The sequence below is a fragment of the Neobacillus sp. 114 genome (genome assembly GCF_030127045.1).
Classification (GTDB): Bacteria; Bacillota; Bacilli; order Bacillales; family Cytobacillaceae; genus Neobacillus; species Neobacillus rhizophilus.
The window spans coordinates 4,326,044-4,346,098 of sequence record NZ_CP126144.1 but is presented as its reverse complement, the minus strand read 5'-3'; the positions used below and the strand labels follow the sequence as shown (position 1 = coordinate 4,346,098).

The 20,055-nt window shown below is 42.8% G+C and carries 21 protein-coding genes; 19 read left to right on the top strand and 2 right to left on the bottom strand.

Annotated features, from left to right (window positions below; all coding sequences use genetic code 11):
- Positions 1-26 precede the first annotated feature (26 nt).
- From QNN06_RS21060 to QNN06_RS21015, 10 genes are all read left to right on the top strand, one after another.
- Positions 27-326 (top strand): BMC domain-containing protein, encoded by a 300-nt coding sequence (locus QNN06_RS21060; protein ID WP_213121010.1) that lies wholly within the window; start codon positions 27-29, stop codon positions 324-326.
- 22 nt (positions 327-348) lie between these two features.
- Positions 349-1,122 carry a hypothetical protein gene (locus QNN06_RS21055; RefSeq protein ID WP_213121011.1) on the top strand — a complete coding sequence of 258 codons (774 nt, stop codon included), beginning with the start codon at positions 349-351 and terminating at the stop codon, positions 1,120-1,122.
- The gene (locus tag QNN06_RS21050) at positions 1,119-1,394 is read left to right on the top strand and encodes a EutN/CcmL family microcompartment protein (RefSeq protein ID WP_213121012.1); all 276 of its coding nucleotides are present in this window, start codon (positions 1,119-1,121) and stop codon (positions 1,392-1,394) included. Before QNN06_RS21055 ends, QNN06_RS21050 begins: the two co-directional genes overlap by 4 nt.
- 21 nt (positions 1,395-1,415) lie before the next feature.
- Positions 1,416-1,754, top strand: coding sequence for an ethanolamine utilization microcompartment protein EutS (gene eutS, locus QNN06_RS21045; protein ID WP_213121013.1), 339 nt, complete (start codon positions 1,416-1,418; stop codon positions 1,752-1,754).
- Positions 1,751-2,191, top strand: a complete 441-nt coding sequence (locus QNN06_RS21040; protein ID WP_213121014.1) for a EutP/PduV family microcompartment system protein — start codon at positions 1,751-1,753, stop codon at positions 2,189-2,191. The genes eutS and QNN06_RS21040 overlap by 4 nt, the downstream gene beginning before the upstream one ends.
- Before the next feature lie 49 nt (positions 2,192-2,240).
- A complete protein-coding gene (locus QNN06_RS21035; protein ID WP_284035907.1) occupies positions 2,241-3,665 on the top strand; it encodes an ethanolamine ammonia-lyase reactivating factor EutA in 1,425 nt (474 codons plus the stop codon).
- Positions 3,666-3,826: 161 nt separating this feature from the next.
- Positions 3,827-5,188 (top strand): ethanolamine ammonia-lyase subunit EutB, encoded by a 1,362-nt coding sequence (locus QNN06_RS21030; protein ID WP_213121016.1) that lies wholly within the window; start codon positions 3,827-3,829, stop codon positions 5,186-5,188.
- 18 nt (positions 5,189-5,206) lie between these two features.
- The gene (eutC, locus tag QNN06_RS21025; RefSeq protein WP_372447648.1) at positions 5,207-6,064 is read left to right on the top strand and encodes an ethanolamine ammonia-lyase subunit EutC; all 858 of its coding nucleotides are present in this window, start codon (positions 5,207-5,209) and stop codon (positions 6,062-6,064) included.
- A gap of 48 nt (positions 6,065-6,112) precedes the next feature.
- Positions 6,113-6,250: a hypothetical protein gene (locus tag QNN06_RS21020; RefSeq protein WP_213121017.1), complete on the top strand. Its 138-nt coding sequence runs from the start codon at positions 6,113-6,115 to the stop codon at positions 6,248-6,250.
- A gap of 22 nt (positions 6,251-6,272) precedes the next feature.
- Positions 6,273-7,808: an amino acid permease gene (locus QNN06_RS21015; protein ID WP_213121018.1), complete on the top strand. Its 1,536-nt coding sequence runs from the start codon at positions 6,273-6,275 to the stop codon at positions 7,806-7,808.
- Positions 7,809-7,912: 104 nt separating this feature from the next.
- Here the strand turns inward: QNN06_RS21015 and QNN06_RS31455 are convergent, their stop codons facing one another.
- The gene (locus QNN06_RS31455; protein WP_213121019.1) at positions 7,913-8,257 is read right to left on the bottom strand and encodes a CotG/ExsB N-terminal domain-containing protein; all 345 of its coding nucleotides are present in this window, start codon (positions 8,255-8,257) and stop codon (positions 7,913-7,915) included.
- Between the two features lie 195 nt (positions 8,258-8,452).
- Here QNN06_RS31455 and QNN06_RS21010 point away from each other — a divergent pair, with 195 nt between their 5' ends.
- The 4 genes from QNN06_RS21010 to QNN06_RS20995 all read left to right on the top strand — a co-directional run bounded on the left by QNN06_RS21010 (position 8,453) and on the right by QNN06_RS20995 (position 11,974).
- A complete protein-coding gene (locus QNN06_RS21010) occupies positions 8,453-9,544 on the top strand; it encodes a CotH kinase family protein (protein ID WP_213121020.1) in 1,092 nt (363 codons plus the stop codon).
- A 185-nt stretch (positions 9,545-9,729) separates the two neighbouring features.
- Positions 9,730-10,347: a DedA family protein gene (locus QNN06_RS21005; protein ID WP_213121021.1), complete on the top strand. Its 618-nt coding sequence runs from the start codon at positions 9,730-9,732 to the stop codon at positions 10,345-10,347.
- Between the two features lie 303 nt (positions 10,348-10,650).
- Positions 10,651-11,580 carry an alpha/beta hydrolase gene (locus QNN06_RS21000; RefSeq protein WP_213121022.1) on the top strand — a complete coding sequence of 310 codons (930 nt, stop codon included), beginning with the start codon at positions 10,651-10,653 and terminating at the stop codon, positions 11,578-11,580.
- A gap of 151 nt (positions 11,581-11,731) precedes the next feature.
- Positions 11,732-11,974: a hypothetical protein gene (locus QNN06_RS20995; protein WP_284035906.1), complete on the top strand. Its 243-nt coding sequence runs from the start codon at positions 11,732-11,734 to the stop codon at positions 11,972-11,974.
- A 149-nt stretch (positions 11,975-12,123) separates the two neighbouring features.
- Here QNN06_RS20995 and QNN06_RS20990 read toward each other — a convergent pair whose 3' ends face one another.
- Positions 12,124-13,053 (bottom strand): endonuclease I family protein, encoded by a 930-nt coding sequence (locus QNN06_RS20990; protein WP_213121023.1) that lies wholly within the window; start codon positions 13,051-13,053, stop codon positions 12,124-12,126.
- A gap of 351 nt (positions 13,054-13,404) precedes the next feature.
- Here QNN06_RS20990 and brnQ point away from each other — a divergent pair, with 351 nt between their 5' ends.
- The 5 genes from brnQ to QNN06_RS20965 all read left to right on the top strand — a co-directional run bounded on the left by brnQ (position 13,405) and on the right by QNN06_RS20965 (position 20,027).
- Positions 13,405-14,775, top strand: a complete 1,371-nt coding sequence (brnQ, locus tag QNN06_RS20985; RefSeq protein ID WP_284035905.1) for a branched-chain amino acid transport system II carrier protein — start codon at positions 13,405-13,407, stop codon at positions 14,773-14,775.
- A gap of 335 nt (positions 14,776-15,110) precedes the next feature.
- On the top strand, positions 15,111-16,550 hold the full coding sequence (locus QNN06_RS20980; RefSeq protein ID WP_284035904.1) for a GntP family permease: 1,440 nt from the start codon (positions 15,111-15,113) through the stop codon (positions 16,548-16,550).
- A gap of 21 nt (positions 16,551-16,571) precedes the next feature.
- Positions 16,572-17,357 (top strand): 3-hydroxybutyrate dehydrogenase, encoded by a 786-nt coding sequence (locus QNN06_RS20975; RefSeq protein ID WP_284035903.1) that lies wholly within the window; start codon positions 16,572-16,574, stop codon positions 17,355-17,357.
- A 139-nt stretch (positions 17,358-17,496) separates the two neighbouring features.
- On the top strand, positions 17,497-18,930 hold the full coding sequence (locus tag QNN06_RS20970) for a sigma-54 interaction domain-containing protein (protein ID WP_284035902.1): 1,434 nt from the start codon (positions 17,497-17,499) through the stop codon (positions 18,928-18,930).
- 224 nt (positions 18,931-19,154) lie between these two features.
- Complete coding sequence (locus QNN06_RS20965; RefSeq protein ID WP_284035901.1) at positions 19,155-20,027, top strand: SDR family oxidoreductase; 873 nt, start codon at positions 19,155-19,157, stop codon at positions 20,025-20,027.
- Positions 20,028-20,055 lie beyond the last annotated feature (28 nt).

The following is a 20,055-nucleotide window of genomic DNA, read 5'->3' as shown; positions in this document are numbered from 1 at the left end:
TTAAAAAAATGAAGGAGGTTCCAAAAATGGGACGAGAAACGTCGGCATTAGGAATGATTGAAACAAAGGGATTGGTGGGAGCGGTTGAGGCTGCGGATGCGATGGTGAAAGCCGCGGATGTTAGTTTGGTAGGGAAGGTTCAGGTCGGGGGCGGGCTTGTAACGGTATTGGTCCGCGGTGATGTTGGTGCTGTCAAGGCTGCTACAGAAGCCGGGGCAGCCGCAGCGTCCAAGGTGGGAGAACTTATTTCCGTCCATGTGATACCAAGGCCACACTCCGATATTGAACTGATTCTCCCGAAACTGGAAGGGCAAAGCATAACGTAAATGGCGGTTGGGAGTGTTAAAAATGGATAAAGGACAGCTGCAGAAATTGGTAGAACGGATTACTCGTGAACTTATCGAACAAGAGACTCCTAGAATAAAAGTCCTGTTTGTATTTTGTGACAGTTCAGCGCACGAGCCCTTTGTTGACCAATTGATGGTCCTAAAAAAACATCCGATAGATTATGATTTTCTGTTACTTGACGGTGAGACATCAGGATGGCTTGGGGGCAGCTATATCCAAGCCACCGGAGCAGGGCAGGTAGTAGCAGCGGACGAGTATGCCAAAGCACCGATTGAGCTGCCAAAGGATTATGATGCCATTGTCATCCCGGAAATCGACTTGGATAACGCCGCCCGTGTCTGTCATGGATTAAAGGGTTCTGTGAAATCGGAAATTATCTTTGCGGCCCTCGTTCTCCAGAAACCGGTCATCGTTGGCGGTGATTCTCCCGGTATCAAACGGGCCGACCGCTGTACCCTAAAAACGCTAGATTTACCGCTCCCACTAAAGAAACGATTTGAGTCCTATAAGCAGGAACTCACCAACCTTGGTATTCGTTTTTTCAAGCAATCCTATATGCATAAAGAAATTATTAGTTTGTTTTTCCAAGAAAAAAAGGACCAACAATCCGGGGGGACCTTTATAGGAAAGGTGTTAACAGTGGAATGGCTTGCTGGGAATCTGGGAATCTCGAAGACATTGAATATTAGGAAAGGGACGATCCTGACACCGTTGGCAAAGGATTTTCTGAAGGAAAAAGGGGTAAAAGTCATTGAAGAGGGGGCGGATGGATGATTCTTGGGAAGGTCATGGGCAGCATTTGGGCTACTCAAAAGGAGGATGGCATGAGCCAACTGAAGCTGCTGATCATTGAGCCTATCAACTGGAAAGGGGAGCCGGCAGGGGCTCCGATTATTGCTGCTGATCGAATTGGAGCCGGCCGCGGTGAACGTGTAATTGTTTCACGGGGCAGTCCGGCAAGGGCTATTTTTTCAAAAAATGCCCCGATCGATGCAGTGGTGGTTGGAATTGTCGATTCCCTTGAGGTAGGAGAAGGGGAAGAATAGCGTTTAAAGGTGTGAAGATGGATGGAGAAAAAGCAGCGCGTCATTCAGGAATATGTACCGGGGAAGCAGCTGACATTGGCACACATTATAGCCAATCCTGATGAAGCTTTATATACAAAGCTTGGAATTGGTCAAGCGGGGGCGATTGGAATTTTGACATTGACTCCAACGGAGACCGCCATCATTGCGGCTGATATTGCTACCAAAGCAGCAGATGTCGAGATTGGGTATTTGGACCGCTTTACCGGGTCGCTTGTCATCTGCGGAACGGTCTCTAATGTAGAAATGGCCATCCAAGCTATCAATCAATTCCTGAGCAGGCATTTGAAATTTGAGCCTGCGGAGATCACTAGGTCATGAAAAAAGGGAAAGTGATGTTAATTGGTCCTATTGGGTCAGGAAAATCTACGTTAACCAAACGACTGCTTGAGGACCCGACACCCGCTGTCAAAACACAGGCACTAAACTATATGGATTGGATCATTGACACACCTGGGGAGTATAGTGAAAATCCTTTGTTTTACCGTTCTTTAATCGCGACAGCATTGGAAGCGCGGATTCTCCTAATCATTCAAGACGCAACTCGCCATGAGCAGTTCCTGCCGCCGAATTTTGCGCAGGGATTTCCGTTGATTCCTATTGGTGTCATCACCAAAATAGACCATCCAAATGCGGATTTGGAAAAGGCTGAAAAACTGCTGAGGCAAGTTTTGTCAAATCATTCAATATATAAAATTTCGTCCATCACTCTTTTAGGAATACCGGATTTGAAGGCGGCCCTATTGAATCTTATTTGAATTTTTAGGAGCGGTACAGATAGCGGTCTGGAGGGGTTTTAGATTGGGCATGGAAGCAATAAAAAGTGTCGGCATTGATATTGGCACAAGTACAACGAAATTGATTTTAAGCGAACTGAGGTTAGGGAGGGTGTCGAGCCATTTTGCCCTGCCTCACTTTGATATTATTGATCGAAAGGTCACCTATGAGAGTGACATAATTTCCACTCCTATGAAAAATGGAGATGAAATTGACCTTATGGCATTGGCGGGCTGGCTTGAACAGGAATATCGACGGATTGGATTGTCACTATCGGATATCAAGTCAGGTGCGGTAATCATTACGGGGGAAACGGCGATTAAGAAAAATGCCGATGCGCTGCTGCATTATTTGGCGGAACGGTCCGGGGACTTCGTTGTAGCCATTGCCGGAGCTAGCTTGGAAGGCGTATTGGCTGGACGGGGCTCGGGTTCCTCTGAGTACTCAAAAAAGGTGAAGGGTATTGTCGCCAATATCGATATTGGCGGCGGTACTGCTAACGTTGCCTTTTTTCAGCAAGGTAAAGTGTTGGATACTATAACCTTTCATGTCGGCGGCCGACTGATCGAAATCGATTCTGCCGGTGAAGTCTCGGCGGTATCCCCATCTTTACAGCTTTGGCTTTTTTCTAAAAACTTCTTGGTGGAAAAGGGGATGCGGCTGACATTAAAGCAGCTTTCTGAACTTTCTTCTGTTTTGTGCAAAGACATGCTGGACTGTTTAGTGGGGAAGATGCCCATTGCTGCTGTTAAGTCGTTGGTTCACAGTGCTTCGTCCGAAACACTACCCATGATTGATGAGGTCATGATTTCAGGGGGTGTGGGGAGGCTGGCATTGGAAGTGCCGCCTTCGACATTGGATGATGCGGCGAAATATAACGACATCGGTCCTATTTTGGCTGGAGAACTGATTAAAGCTTTAAAAAACTATCCTCTTTCCGTGGTGGAGGCGGCGCAAACCTCGAAGGCTACGGTCATCGGGGCAGGCATGCAGACAACGAAAATAAGCGGTGCAACGATATCAATTGCTCCTGAGCATCTGCCGCTAAGAAACATCCCAGTTGTTAAAATGAGCTATTCAGATACAGCTTTGGAGCAGTATATTGAACGGTTTTTTTTACAGGGGAAGGAATTATTCCATGGAAATTTTGAAGTGCCGTTTGCGATTAGTTTAGCGGAAATGCCCTATTTGCCTTATTTAAAGCTAAAGGAACTGGCGGAAGTACTTGGGAAGGTCTATACACGGCTTTTTCCTAAGGCAGCAGTCCTTGTCGTAGTCTGCGAAAATGACATGGCTAAAGCCCTGGGGCAGGCGCTGCGACTGCAGTTAGCGGCTGATATGGACGTGATTTGTATTGACCAGGTGGTGGTTGAGCACGGCGACTATATTGATATCGGAGAGCCGTTGAATGATACAATGGTGCCCGTTGTCGTGAAGACGCTGGCGTTTTCCTAACCGGGAATAGCTGGTTGGCGAGTAATACCGGGAAATTGGCGAGTAAAATGGAAAAGCAACGAGTAAATTGGCCGAACTGACAAGTAAAATCGGAAAAACAGGCGAGTAACTCCTCGTTAACCCCTAAAATATGAAAAAGGAACTGGGAGGTGAATTGGAATTTGAAAACCAAAATTACCTTACTTAATAAAACATATGAATTTAATAGCTTAAAAGAGATTCTGGCGAAGGCGAATGAAGAAAAGTCGGGGGACCAACTGGCGGGTATCGCCGCCAATGACGCTCAGGAGCGGCTTGCAGCACGTCACCTCCTGGCTGATTTGACTCTGAGTGATATACGCAATAACCCCGTGCTGCCTCCTGAGGAGGACGAGGTTTCCCGTGTCATCGAAGAATCTATTAATGAAAAAATCTACCAATCTATCGCCAATTGGACTGTCAGCGACCTGCGTGAGAACCTGCTGGCTGAATCTACGGCAAACCAGGAAATTAGCCGGATCCGCCGGGGACTAACGAGTGAAATGGTCGCTGCAGCAGCTAAAATTATGTCCAACTTGGACTTAATTCAAGCAGCATCCAAAATCGAGGTCGTGACACAGTGTAATTATCCGGTTGGCCATAAAGGCACGCTTGCCGGCAGGGCCCAGCCCAATCACCCCACTGATAGTATTCAAGGAATCAGAGCCTCTCTGTATGAAGCGCTCAGTTATGGAATCGGTGATGCAGTTATCGGAATCAACCCAGTTATTGATTCAGCCGAAAGTGTCAAACAAATTTTACAAATGACAAAAGAGGAAATCGATCGCTTTCAAATCCCTACGCAAAACTGTGTGCTTGCGCATGTCACGACCCAGATGCGGGCCATCAAAAATGGTGCGCCGTCCGATCTGCTATTTCAAAGCCTGGCGGGGACGGAGGCCGGTAATACAGCGTTTGGCATCAGCGTTGGACTGCTGGATGAAGCGAATGATTTGATTCAAAAAGAGGGAACGGCAACAGGGCCAAATTTGTGGTATTTCGAGACGGGACAGGGGTCGGAGCTTTCATCAGATGCGCATCATGGGATTGACCAAGTAACGCTCGAAGCCCGCTGTTACGGACTTGCGAAAAAATATAAGCCGTTTATCGTCAACACCGTTGTCGGTTTTATTGGGCCGGAGTATCTTTACAACAGCAAACAGGTCATCAGGGCCGGGCTTGAGGATCATTTTATGGGGAAGCTGCAAGGCATTCCTATGGGAGTCGATGTTTGTTATACAAACCATATGAAAGCTGATCAGAATGATATGGAAAATCTCGCCGTGCTCCTGGGCTCGGCAGGGGTCAATTTTCTTATCGGCGTTCCAATGGCGGATGACTGCATGCTGAATTACCAATCGACCAGCTTTCATGACATTGCATCTGTCAGAAGGGTTCTGGGGTTAAGACCTGCGCCTTTTTTTGAAAAATGGCTTGAGAAGATGGGGATTATGGAGAACGGAATATTAACCAAGCGGGCCGGTGATCCGACACTGTTTATTTAAGGAAAGGAGGGGGAGAGAGTGCAGGAGAATGAGATTGAATTTATTGTTCAAAAAGTAATGGAGGAACTTCAAAGGAAATTCCCCGCTGAAACTAAAACAGAACAAATTGCGAAAACCAATGAAGATGGACTGATATTTACTGAGAATGACTGGAAGACCTCTATTCCGGCAGCTGTATATCAGGAGGGGGTATCTGATTTAATCGCCTCTACGCCGGCCAGGATTGGCGTTTGGCGGACCGGTACAAGGCCGCTAACGAAAACGATGTTAAAGTTGCAGTTCGACCATGCGGCGGCGATTGACGCGGTTGGCGGCGAGGTCCTCGAAAAAACTTTGGCGGAATTTGATTTATTTACCGTTGAAACGTGCTATGAAAACAAGGAAACGTATCTAAAAAGGCCTGATAAAGGGCGCATGTTAACCGATAATGCTGTAAGGACCATTAAGGATAAATGCACCCATCACCCGCAGGTGCAAATTGTCGTCTCTGACGGACTAAGTGCTAGTGCTGTGGAAACCAATTTAAAGGATGTTTATCCGGCCTTACTGGATTCTTTGAAAATCAATAACCTTTCCGCTGGAACCCCGTTTTTTGTCAAAGGAGGCAGGGTAGCTTGCATGGATCATATTGGCGAGATTCTTGAGCCGCAGGTGTTGGTCCTGTTAATCGGCGAACGGCCTGGGCTGGTCTCGGCTAGTTCAATGAGCGCCTATATGTGCTACCGGCCGCGAAAAGGAGTGGTTGAATCCGACCGCAATGTCATTTCGAATATCCACCCGCTTGGTACTCCGCCTGTCGAGGCTGGTGCCCATATCGGTACCGTCCTTAAGAAGATGCTTGAGCAAAAGGTAAGCGGAGTAAAGCTGGAATTATAGTGATCTTTCATCATTCTATTGGGATTTTTTTAGAAAGGAGGTTGGGTGATGGAGGTTGTAATCGGCTTTGCATTAGTAGTCATCACATTAGTGGTCGGTACGGCCATTGGCATGCATGCGAATAAAAATGTAAGGGCCTTTAAAGAAGAAGAACATGAAATTTTTGTTGGAAAGGATGACTTATAATCAGTCAGAAAGGGTGGAACAAATGAAAAACAAAGACCAACAATTGTTGGAGGATAGGAAGCAGCTGAACCGCTATGGCTATGCCCAGGAATTACTGCGGGATATGGGCGGATTTTCCAACTTTGCGATTTCCTTTTCGATTATTTCCATCTTAACAGGGGCTGTTTCTCTCTATGGACATGGATTAACGTACGGCGGTCCAGGTATGATGGGGTTTGGCTGGACGATTGTGGCCTTTTTCGTGATGCTGGTGGCCGCATCACTTGCCGAACTGGCTTCCGCTATTCCAACCGCAGGTGCCCTGTATCACTGGGCCGCAGCTTTAAAGGGCATTCGGATTGGCTGGTACACAGCATGGATTAATTTAATCGGCCAAATTGGAATTGTGGCCGGAATCGACTACTCTTGCGCCTTATTCGCAGACCCGCTCCTAGCAACCGTTTTTGGTTATACCTCTACCGATACCACCACTTTAATTGTCTTTGGCGTTATTCTCCTATTACATGGAATCCTCAATCACGTTGGGATTAAAATCGTCGCAAAATTGAACGACTTTTCAGCCTGGTACCATATGGTCGTTGTCGCCATCCTTGTTGTGAGCTTGGCTTTTTTTACAAAAAATGGCCTCCAGCCAGTCGATTACTTATTCCAGGTAGGGCAAACCTTCTCGGATAAGCCTTATGTTCTGGCCTTTTTAATCGGGTTGTTACAGGCACAATGGACCTTTACTGGTTATGATGCATCTGCCCATACGATTGAAGAAACAGTACACCCGCGCGTCCGCGCTCCATGGGGAATTTACAACTCTGTTGCGTTTTCATTTGTGTTTGGTTTTATCATGCTGGCATTTGTCACGCTTTCCATTCATGATGCTGCCGGTGCGGTGAAATCTGATAATGCTTTTATCTTTGTTATTAGCGAAGCTCTAGGTGGCACCTTTGGAGCAGTCGTGTTATGGCTGGTGACATTTGCGATGTTCTTCTGCGGTCTTTCGTCGATTACTTCCTTTTCGAGGATGATGTATGCTTTCTCAAGGGACAAAGGAATGCCGTTCAGCCGCCATTGGGCGGAAATCAGCCGGAAGTTCCGGACACCGGCAAAGGCGATTTGGCTGTCTGTGATTCTTTCGTTTGTGCTGGCGTTGATTGATTACATTACGAAGCTGGTGAATCCGGATGCAGGTTACTCCACCATCGCTTTCCTGACGGCAGTAAGTGTGGTTGGTTTGTATGTTGCATATGGGATTCCCATCTATCTCAAGCTGCAGGCAGAGGCTAAGGGGATCTTTCAGCCAAAGCATTACGGCCCTTGGAGTCTTGGAAAGTGGAGCAAGCCGATCAATATTCTCAGCATCCTTTGGATTATCTTCATTTCTATCATGATGATCATTCCGCCGAACCAAATGGCTGCCTATGCCTTGGCTGGAATGTTTATCCTGTTAATTATCATGGATTTGACCTATTATAAAAAACACTTCAAAGGCCCACAGGCAGCACTCGAAAAATCAATTGATGAAATTAGAAGATTGGAAGGCGAATTTGAAGATGGGAAACATTAATTAAATAGAGGTCAGGACCTCGTTGCCGTTGTGCCAGGGTCCTGACCTTCAAAGTGTCCTGAATAGAATAAAAAGAAAAGGCGGACCTGCCGCCTTTTGATTCTTTAACCTCTTCTCCGTGATTTAAACACCCACATGTTGCCGTCTTTCCAGCAGCTCTTCGTTTGATGTCTGCCTTGGCCCGTATTTCTCCAGTTTGTGCATTCCAGATTATGCGTTAAGCGTCTTGAAGTTCTTTTTCTGGATGTGCGGCGTCGAGTCGTATTTCTACTGGATGTCATCTTTCGACGACTAGAGGTTCGTCTAGAAGTCCGACTAGAAGTTCTTCTACGGCTAGATGTCCCGCGATGACGGCCTGGATCCATAAACATGAAATCCCCGAACCCGCCGCGTCCTACATCTTCAGCAGCTCTTTGAATATCCTCCGGAGAAAATTCTCTTTCTTCCATTTGAAGCACCTCCTTTTTTTACAGAAAAGGGAGTACGAAATGAATTGTGCATTTTCTTAACACCCACTCCTCTTTTAACAATTTACGAATGGATGCTTGTCTTGGTCTCGGACAATAGCCTATTAAAGGAAAAAATCAATTAACCGTGACATCCCTTTTACTCCATCATAGGTATAGAAGGAGGGGGGATAGGGAATGGACGAAGCCGCAAAACTGCCAAACTATAAACTTTTTATAAAACCGAGCGACTTAAAGGAGCTTAGAAGGGATATATGGGTGGATATGCCAATCCCCGCACAGCTAAATATTGATGGAAAAAGATTAGAGGTAGATGTCAGTTACCGGGGTTCCCATATACGTGATTTTTCTAAAAAATCGTATTATGTTTCTTTTTATAAACCTAAAAAATTCAAAGGCTCCAGTGAAATTCATATAAATGCAGAGTATAAGGACCCATCACTTATCCGCAATAAATTATCCTTCGATTTCTTTTCTCAGATTGGTGTCCTAGCACCATATTCCCAGCATGTCTTTTTGACCCTTAACGGCAAACCGGAAGGAATATATTTGGAAATCGAATCGGTGGATGAAAATTTTTTAAGAAGAAGAAACCTTCCCGCTGGTAGCATTTATTACGCCATTGATGGCGATGCGAATTTTTCATTGATGAGTGATTTGGATAAAGCCGTGAAAAAATCATTGAAATCAGGCTATGAAAAGAAGTTTGGGAAGGCGTCCGAGGATAAGTTTTTAGAAAGGTTTATTTATAACATTAATACGATTCCTAGAAGTGAATTTGAAAGGGGAATTATTAAATATATTGATGTTGAAAAATACTTGCGGTGGATTGCGGGCATCATCTTTACGTCCAACTATGATGGTTTTGTCCATAATTATTCGCTTTACCGAAACGGTGAAACAGGGCTATTCGAGGTGATGCCATGGGATTACGATGCCACCTGGGGAAGAGATGTTAACGGGAAGATGATGGAGGCGGATTATGTTCCGCTTCAGGGCTATAATACGTTAACGGCAAGAATTTTGGATGTGGATTCGTTCCGAAAGCAGTATCAAAAGCTGCTTGTCGAAATTATGAATCAGCAGTTTACATTGGAATTTATGGTGCCTAGAGTTGAAAAGTTGCTTGGAATAATACGGCCCTATGTCCTCCAGGACCCCTACAAAAAGGACTCGATCACACAATTTGACCAGGAACTTCGGGTAATCACTGAATACATCCTTGAACGAAGAAAATATATCCAAAGCGAAATAGTAAAGCTTAACTAAATTAGGCAGCAGCCTTTATGATGCGGTGTTTTTAAAAGAACCATCCTATATAGGATGGTTCTTTTATGAATTTAAAGGTAAACTTTCCGTCCTTCCCTCCTTCCTTAAAGAATTTATACCTATTAGCGGAACCTTTTAGGATAAAAAACGTAATACATGTGGAAATGAAAAAATGGAGGATTATAATGGAAGTTTGGATAAAAGATTTTATTGAAAGCTATGGTTACATAGGGGTATTTTTGCTGATAGCTCTTGAAAATATTTTCCCGCCCATTCCTTCAGAGGTCATCCTGACCTTTGGCGGTTATATGACCTTGGATACCAGTTTGAACGTTACGGGGGTCATTATTGCCTCAACCTTGGGTTCTGTTCTTGGAGCGGTAATTTTATATCGGCTCGGAAATTTTTTGGATGTGGAACGGTTTGACAGAATCATTAACCGGTACGGAAAATTGTTACGACTAAAAAAGGAAGATTTATACCGCGCCAATGCCTGGTTTAATAAATATGGTATTTGGACGGTTTTCCTGTGTAGGTTTATTCCACTAATTCGCAGTTTGATTTCAATCCCCGCTGGAATGGCCAACATGAATTTCTCCCTTTTCCTTATTTTCACAACCATTGGTACACTGATTTGGAATACTATCCTGATTCATCTAGGTGCAAGCTTGGGCGAGAATTGGGAACTTATTACGGAAAAAATGGACAATTTCTCTAACGTAATTTACGGGATTCTTTTCGGCCTATTAATGGTGGGAGTCATCACGCTAATAAGGAAAAGTTTAAAGTCAAAAAAAATATAATGGTAGTTTCCGTGAAAAATATAAAAATGACGTCGATGCCTTAACCGTTCTAGGAGAATTTAAACAGAAATTGATTTATATCGAAATTACTCTGAATATTATGGTTATGTATTCTATATATTGCAAAAAAAGTAAGGAGGCCGATAAATTAGCCTCCTTATTTTACTGTGAAAAGAAGAAAGGAACAATTTCTTAGACTGCCTCGCCTGCTGGTGATAATTATTTATATTCATGGAGGAAAAAATTAACTTTTCTCGAACAATATTATCGTATTAAACTATGATTTTGAAGGTGGGCGAAAAAATGACTCTTGAACCGCAAACAAAGTTTTTATTAGACCAGTTAAAAGCTCTAGGCGCACCGCCGCTCGAAACTTTAACCCCGCAAAAGGCAAGAATGGGTTCCAAGTTTCCTCAAGGGGAAGTTGAGGAAGTAGGCAAGGTGGAAAACCGGACCATTCCTGGCCCTTCGGCAGATATTCCTGTAAGGGTTTACTATCCGAAGGAAGAACAGTCAAGCTATCCTGCGTTGGTTTTTTATCATGGCGGAGGCTGGGTAATCTGCGATCTTGATACCCATGATAATATTTGCCGGGCCCTCACCAATAGCGCTGGCTGCGTTACGATTTCCGTTGATTATCGCCTAGCGCCTGAACATAAGTTCCCGGCTGCAGTGGAAGACTCCTACACAGCAGTACAATATGTTTACGACCATGCCGAAGACTTTATGGTGGATCGCACGCGGATGGCTGTTGGCGGTGACAGTGCTGGTGGAAACCTCGCTGCTGTTATTAGTCATCTTGCAAAAGAGAAAAACACCCCGCCTATTTGTTTCCAGCTTTTGATGTATCCTAGTACCAACACTGGCGGAGAGCCGACAGGTTCCATGGTGGAAAATGCTTACGGCTATTTTCTAGAAAAGGGAACTATGGAATGGTTCCGCGATTGTTATTTTAACAGTGAAGAAGACAAGAAAAACCCGTTAGTTTCGCCTGCTCTTAACGAGGATTTCAAAGGGCTGCCGCCAGCACTTGTGATTACAGCTGAATATGACCCGTTACGTGACGAAGGGGAAGAGTATGGTAAAAAATTAGCTGATTCTGGTGTGGAAGTAGAAACAATCCGTTACGACGGCACCATCCACGGCTTTATCAGCATGGCAGCAGTACTAAACGTAGGAAAAGCGGCCTTGGAAAAATCCGGGGAAGCCTTAAAAATAGCATTCAGTAAATAAAATACCTAAAAGTGTCTGGGCCTTTACAACCCAGGCAAGTAAACGCTACATTTATTTTAAACACATCGTTCCCCATGTTTACGTAAAATGGATTTTATTATTCGGCCAGCAATTTACCCAGGTCCTGCAGCTCCTTGCGCACCTTGGGTTTATGAAGCTATTCTTTGGCGGTACCTTCGTTTCTTACGGGATGATTGTTGACGATCCGCACTCTTTTTCTTATGAGTGGTCCGGCGTTATCGGCGGAAGTCTTCCATACCTTTATTCCAGCCAATGGATTATCGTTGTGCCAGTTCTCTTCTTTATATTTACAGTAATCAGCATCGCCTTCATTAATGATTCAATAAAATCGTATTTTCAAAGAAAAGATCATACATTTAAAAGCAGAGGATAATCATTCGATTATCCCCTTTTTTGCACGTTAGGGAAAAAGTCTAAATATATTTTATATCCATATAAAAGAGGCAATCCGGTTAAAAAGGATGCCTCTTTTTAGTACTGCGTATCTTTTAATCTGCCAAAAAAAATGATGGGAATAACAAGTTAATGAATAGGGAATTCAATTTGTTCAGTCAGTTCAGAAAAGTCAATGAATGGGTTCCGATTTCCTTGGATATGGTAAATGGTTTGATTGCGATGCATTTCATAAAGTCCTACTGGAAAAGTCTTGTGCCACTTGATTAAAGTGGAGAGGTCTATCTCAATTCGAAAAGCTTTTTTGATTGCCTTCGGATAGCGGAGCAAGAAATACAGCATTGCCCTTGCTGCTGTCCCTTTGCCATGCTCAGGCTCAAATCTTCCCCCGACTGCGAGTCCGCAATTATTTTGAACCAGTTCTTCCGGTGATTCGGGATGGAAATTGGGTAAATCTGAGTAAGGGAAATTGGAGCGGGTAATATTACATTCCGGGTCGCAAACAAACAAATGATGCAAATCGCCCTTCATCGGTTCGAGGGCCCCGAACCATGATTGGGGGACAATATGTTCCGTGTTAACTTTTAATTTTCGTTCATAGGCTTTCAATTGGTGAAGCGTTTCGAATTCCTTTTGCTTAATTTTTCGAAGAAATTCCTGAAATTCTTCATATTTTTCTGTGATGATTTGATAATCCTGAATAATGATGGTTTCAGGATTCTTTTTTTCACTGGAGTAAATACTTTTTACGCTGCCGTCTGGGTGCAGGTCTACCCAGGTATATAGATATAAATCTTTACTGATAAAATAGGGGATTCGATTTTTATGGGTTTTTGTTAGTAATTCATTGTATTTATAAAATAATGTGGTGCCATTAAGGTCATGTTGCGCGATTGTTTGATAGTATTTTTCAATATCAAGCAGATCTTGTGTTTCATCGTAATAAAGGTCTTTGTCTTCCCGTATTTTTCGCTTGTTATCTCGCAAAAAAGCCAATTGTTTATGCAAATCAAAAAAATTCGAAGTGCTATCCTTAATGACTTTTTTCTTTTTTGACATCTAAATCTCACTCCAGAGAAAAGAATTTATCTTTCAAATTCATTATATAATGATATCTCCGGCAAAACGGGTATAATTTGAAATTTTGTGTTAACAGGGATAGGTTATGGTTCGGGTGGCTGAATTTTTTTAAAGTGAATTATTATTTTAGAAAAATATTTTTGTTTTGTAAATTGAGTGTTATAAAAGTGGCTCTCAAAAGAAATTACTGTAAATAATGATTAATTCTGTATTTCCAGTATTTAAATGTATTTTAAAATTATCAAAATAATCACAGAAATGGATTGCATTTTAATTTTGAGAATAGTAAAATTAGTATCCGTGAATAAGAAATGAAGGGGTTTAACCTTAATGGAAAATAGATTGCCATTTTCGAAGTATTTTGTAATAGGGGTCATGTTATTTGCCTTGTTTTTTGGAGCGGGAAATCTAATATTTCCGGCATCACTCGGGCAAAACGCCGGGACAAACGTTTGGGAGGCGGCAGCTGGGTTTCTAATAACGGGAATTGGATTGCCGTTTCTTGGAATATTAGCGATGGGCGTTTCTGGAAGTAGAAACCTACAGGAACTGTCAAGCAGGGTTCATCCGCTCTATGGAATCATTTTTACCTCGCTGCTTTATTTAACAATTGGACCGCTGTTTGCAGCACCAAGAACAGGTGCTGTAGCTTATGATATTGGGATTGCACCGTTTGTCGGCGGGGGTTCAGATCGCATTGGATTGTTCATATTTTCACTAATATTTTTTGGAGTAACCTTGTGGTTTTCATTAAATCCGGCCAAGCTGGTTGACCGGATCGGGAAAATTCTTTCACCTGCCATCATTATTCTTATTTTTGTGTTATTGGTAATGGTGATTGTTAAACCTATGGGGTCGATTGGAGTACCACAAGAAGCCTATGCCAACGGCGCATTTGTAAAGGGCTTTATGGAAGGATACAACACGATGGATGCACTGGCATCGCTTGTGTTTGGCATCATTGTTATCAATACTGTTCGTGCCATGGGAGTTAAATCAACAAGCGGCATTCTGACGGCTTCGGCTAAATCTGGATTGGTTGCGGTTGTTTTCCTAGGAATCATTTATGTTGGTGTTGCTTACTTAGGTGCGACTAGCACAGGGCGATTCGGACTTCTAGAAACAGGAGGTCCTGTTCTCGGAAAAACAGCAACTTATTATTTTGGGATTGTCGGAACAGTTATGCTTTCGATTATTATCATTCTCGCTTGCTTGACTACCAGTATCGGATTGGTTACAGCCTGTGGTGAGTATTTTCATGCCCAAATGCCGAAAATCAGCTATAAAATTTGGGTTGTTTTCTTTTCGTTAGTATCTCTTATCATTGGTAATTTCGGATTAGCTAACATCATCAACTTTTCAATTCCAGTGTTAATGTTTCTTTATCCGCTGGCTGTAGTCTTAATGATGCTGACATTTTTATCAAAGTTTTTTAGACATTCGCAGATTGTCTATGTTTCTGCAACTGTGGTAACCTTTATGGTCAGCATTATCGATGGAATCAAAACTTTCTGTCAGCTTGTAGGAATCGAAAATTTCAGGTGGATGGATCCGATCGTATCCTTTTATGAACAAGTACTGCCGTTGTATAATGAAGGACTGGGCTGGCTGTTGCCAGCAATCATTGCCATTGTGATCAGCACAGGAATCGTGAAACTGCAAAAATATGTTGAAACTTCTTTTAGGGAAAAGAACGCTTAAATCATAAACATATACCCTCGTTAAAATGCACTGCAAATTGGCAGTGCGTTTTTTGTTATAAAAAAACATTTTGGTGAAGGGATGTATTTTTCCGGATAGGCGGAATTTCCGGATTATCGGAAAAACAACTTCCGTATAATTGGAAATGGATTCAGAATTATCTATATTTCCTAAGTGAATATGTTGATTACGCCTTTAAATTAAGCGTTTTTAATTTTCAGAATAGTTGGCATGAAACTTGCAAATAAATGTTAAATGTAACGGCCTTTTTTTGAACGTAGATGAAAGCGTTTTCTGTAAAGGTCCTTTACGAATTTTACGCAAGGGGGATTTATATGGATTTATTGGTAATTTTATTGGCACTTGGATTATTGATGTTTGTGGCATACCGAGGTTACTCTGTTATCCTGTTTGCTCCAATCTGTGCCCTCCTGGCTGTGGTATTAATTGCACCAAGCCATGTATTGCCATTCTTTTCAGGCGTATTTATGGAAAAAATGGTCGGATTTATTAAATCTTATTTCGCGGTTTTCTTATTGGGAGCTATTTTTGGTAAGGTTGTTGAAATGTCCGGGATTGCTGAATCGATTGCCAAGACAATTGTCGGCTGGCTTGGGGCGAAACGGGCGATGCTGTCGATTGTGCTGCTTGGGGCAATATTAACCTACAGCGGGGTTAGTTTATTTGTAGCCGTGTTTGCGATTTACCCGTTTGCTGCACAAATGTTCAAGCAGGCAGATATTCCGAAAAGGCTTATTCCAGGTACGATTGCACTAGGTGCGTTTACATTTACAATGGATGCGCTGCCTGGAACACCGCAAATTCAAAACGTTATTCCCATTGCTTTCTTTAAAACCGACATCTATGCCGCACCTATCCTTGGAATCATTGGTGCCATCATCGTTTTGGCAGCCGGCTTATTCTATCTGGAATCCAGACGGAAAAAAGCTGAAAAAGCAGGTGAAGGTTATTATGGGTTAGGAGCGGAAATGGCAGCTGCTATTGAAAAGGAAAAGCTTGGTGCTAATGAGCCTGCTCTACCTGATTTAACAACCGAACTGTCATTATCAAGAAAAATTCTTGCCTTTGTTCCGCTCATTTTGGTCGGAGTAACGAATAAACTTTTTGTAACGAATATTCCAAAGTGGTATCCGAATGGCTTTGATTTTGCAGCACTTGGCTTAGATGCCTATAAGGTGGATGTGGCAGTATCTGCTCCAATTTGGGCGATAATTATGGCACTCCTTGTAGGGATTATTACATCTATTGCCTATGATTGGAAACGGGTTACGAAGGGCTTTAAGGATGGCGTAAACACTGCGATTGGCGGGTCACTTATGGCAACCATGAATACAGGGGCTGAATACGGATTTGGCGGAGTGATTGCCGCACTTCCGGGATTTGCAAAAATAAGTGATGGCATATCGACTACTTTTACTAATCCGCTTGTGAACGGTGCTGTTACGACAACTACGCTTGCAGGGATGACCGGATCAGCATCCGGCGGTATGGGGATTGCATTAGGGGCGATGGCTGAAAAGTATAATCAAGCGATTGCTGCAGCGAATATTCCTCCTGAAGTTATGCACCGAGTTGTAGCGATGGCATCAGGAGGAATGGACACGCTGCCGCATAACGGTGCAGTCATCACCTTGCTGGCAGTAACAGGTTTAACCCATAAGCAATCTTATCGTGATATTTTTGCCATCACGGTCATTAAGACATTGGCGGTATTTGCGGTTATTGCTATTTATTCACTCTTTGGAATCGCTTAACAGTTTAGGGGGTCTTGAAATATGAGTAAAGCATTAGCTGGAAAAACAGCATTTGTAACCGGGTCGGCAAGCGGAATCGGCGTAGAAATTGCTAGGACTTTTGCTGAAGAAGGGGCAAATATTGTTATTTCCGATTTAAATGAAGAAAAAAGTGAACAAGTGGCGCTGGAGTTAAAGGAACAAGGTTTTGAAGCATTTGCCGCTCCCTGTGATGTCACCGATGAGGAGGCATATAGCAATAGTCTGGAATTGGCAAGAAGTACTTTTGGAAAAATTGATATTCTCGTAAATAATGCTGGGCTGCAATATGTTTCCCCAATAGAGGATTTTCCGACAGAAAAATTTGAACTGATGATTAAAGTTATGTTAACGGCACCGTTTATTGGCATTAAAAATGTATTGCCGTATATGAAAGAGCAGGGCTTCGGCCGAATTATCAATATGGCTTCCATTAATGGCTTGGTTGGCTTTGCCGGGAAAGCGGCCTACAATAGCGCGAAACATGGGGTGATTGGCTTAACGAAAGTAGCCGCATTAGAAGGGGCACAATACGGAATTACGGTCAATGCCTTATGTCCGGGCTATGTTGATACACCGCTTGTAAGGGGGCAGTTGGCTGATTTGGCCAAGACAAGAAATGTCGGATTGGAACGTGTCCTCGAGGAAGTCATTTATCCGCTTGTCCCCCAAAAAAGGCTCTTATCCGTATCTGAGATTGCAGATTATGCAGTATTTCTAGCAAGCGACAAAGGTCGGGGGATTACAGGGCAGGCGGTTGTGCTCGATGGAGGGTACACGGCACAGTAGCTTTGCAGTTTGATTTTTATAGTTCAAGAGAATCCATGCAAGCAGGATTCTCTTTTTTTTGCAAAACTTCCAATTATATCAAAAAATTAAGTGGTTTTTGCTATAATTATTTTACTTAGTATTAATGGGGAGGCATTCAATGACGCGAGCATTTGACAAAGTACCAAACAGTTGGCATGAGCAAATTATCAATCTATTAGCAGAACGTGTGGTTATTGTCGATGAGAACGGGATTATTTTATATATTAACGAGGGATATTGCGAGTTTATCGGCACCACGATGGAAGAGGCGCTTGGCCGGCATGTACAGGATGTGATTGAAAACTCGCGGATGCATATTGTTGCCCAAACAGGTCTGAAGGAACTGGCCTCAGTCCAACAAATAAATGGCAGTGAAATGATTGCTAATCGATTCCCCATTGTTGAAGCGGAACAGATTGTTGGTGCTGTAGGAAATGTTATGTTCCGTAATCCTGAAGAATGGCGGATGTATAAAAGTAAGATCCAAAGCCTTGTTGATGAATTAAACTATTATCAAGCAAAAGTTCAAAGGGATTTGCAAAGTAAATATAGTTTTCAGGACTTAATAGGGGATAGTCCTAATTTTCTTGCAGCAAAAACTTTGGCGCAAAGAGTTTCCAGGAGTGATTCGTCGGTGTTATTGATCGGTGAATCAGGCACTGGAAAGGAATTATTTGCACATGCGATTCATCATGACAGCAACCGGACTGCCGCTTCCTTTGTGGCCATTAATTGTTCCTCTATCCCAGAGCACCTGCTTGAATCGGAATTGTTTGGCTATGAGGATGGTGCGTTTACCGGCGCGAAAAAAGGCGGCAAGAAAGGACAGTTTGAATTAGCAAGCGGCGGGACGTTGTTTTTGGATGAAATTGGGGACATGCCGCTCACGATGCAAAGTAAACTATTAAGAGTGCTGCAGGAAAAAGAAGTGGTCCGAGTCGGAGGTCATAAATCTATCCCTGTGGATGTGCGGATTATTGCTGCCACCCATCGAAATTTAGAGAGAATGGTTGAAAAAGGGGATTTCCGACAAGATTTATATTATCGATTAAATGTCATTAAAATTGATATTCCTTCGCTTAGGACAAGAAAAAAGGATATCCCTGCGATTGCAAAGCAGTTATTGAAGAAATTAGAGTCAAGATTTTTCCGAAATGGTATTGAGCTGTCTAGTGAGGTAACGGAAAGGTTGATGCAGCACTCTTGGCCAGGGAACATTCGTGAATTGGAGAATGTATTAGAACGTTCGATTAATGTTCTCGATGGAAAATACATTCTATTAATGCACCTGCCCCTATATTTGCGCGACAGAGAGACTGAGGGAAGAAACGCAGGAATCTTACATAATGAACAAAACGTTTCATTAAGCAGTATCTCGTCAGCTGAACCGATAAAAATTCTGCCATTGAAGGAGACGCTCGTTCAAGCTGAAAAACAAGCAATTGAACGAGCTTTAGTGGTAACGAAGGGTAATAAACTAGAAGCGGCTAAACTGCTGGAAATCGGTAAAACCAGTTTTTATGATAAATGTAAGTTATATGATATAAATTAAAAAGATATAACCAATACAGGAGCTAAAAAAATCCATCATATTATCAAGGACTTCACTCGAAATTTTTATGAGTAAGTCCTTTTTTGTTTTTATGTGAATTTTATCTTAATAGAAAGAACAAAATTTATTTGTTGACAAAAAAACATAATGTAACTATTATGATTACAGGTAATCGAATTTGTTACAAATGAAAAACATTAACAAAAACATTGGAGGAATAGAAAATGAAAATGTTAGTAACTGGAGCAACGGGTAAGATGGGAACAAAAATCGTAGAGACCTTATTAAAAACTGTACCGGCAAGCCAATTGGCTGTCAGCGTTCGGAATCCGGAGAAAGCAGAAGGGCTTCGTTCTCGTGGAGTGGAAGTACGCCAAGGAGATTTTGATCTTCCGGAAACATTGGATACTGCCTTTGCAGGAATCGATCGTTTATTAATCATCTCTGCGGATGGAGACAATGAAACAAGAATTCGCCAGCATGCAAATGCAGTAGCTGCGGCAGAACGGGCTGGAGTTAAATTCATTGCCTATACTAGTTTAGCGAATGCAATGGAAAGTAATAACCTATTTGCGCCAACACATCAGGCAACAGAAAAGGCAATCGTGAAAACAGGCATTCCTTACTCCTTCTTACGCAACAACTGGTACTTGGAAAACGAAATCCCAAGTATTCAAGGTGTCATCGCTGGCGCTCCATGGGTAACATCTGCTGAATCAGGTAAAGTCGGCTGGGCGTTGCAGCAGGATTATGCAGAGGCTGCAGCTGCGGTACTGACTGGTGAAGGACACGATAACACAATTTACGAGCTTTCCGGCAAGCTATTAACACAGGAAGAATTAACAACTACCCTTGGCAACGTGTTGGGTAAAGAGGTAATTTTACAAAAGGTTGATGATGCTGCATATGCCGATATTATGAAAGGTGCTGGACTGCCTGATTTTCTTATTCCTTTACTTGTTGACATCCAAAGAAGCATTCGTGAAGATACACTGGCAGTTGAAAGCGACGACTTTGAAAAGCTTATCGGCAGACCAGCTACACCGATAAATGAAGCTTTGACACAAATCGTTAATGGTATCAACTTAACAAAATAATAAAACTCAAATCTCAATGATTTGTGGG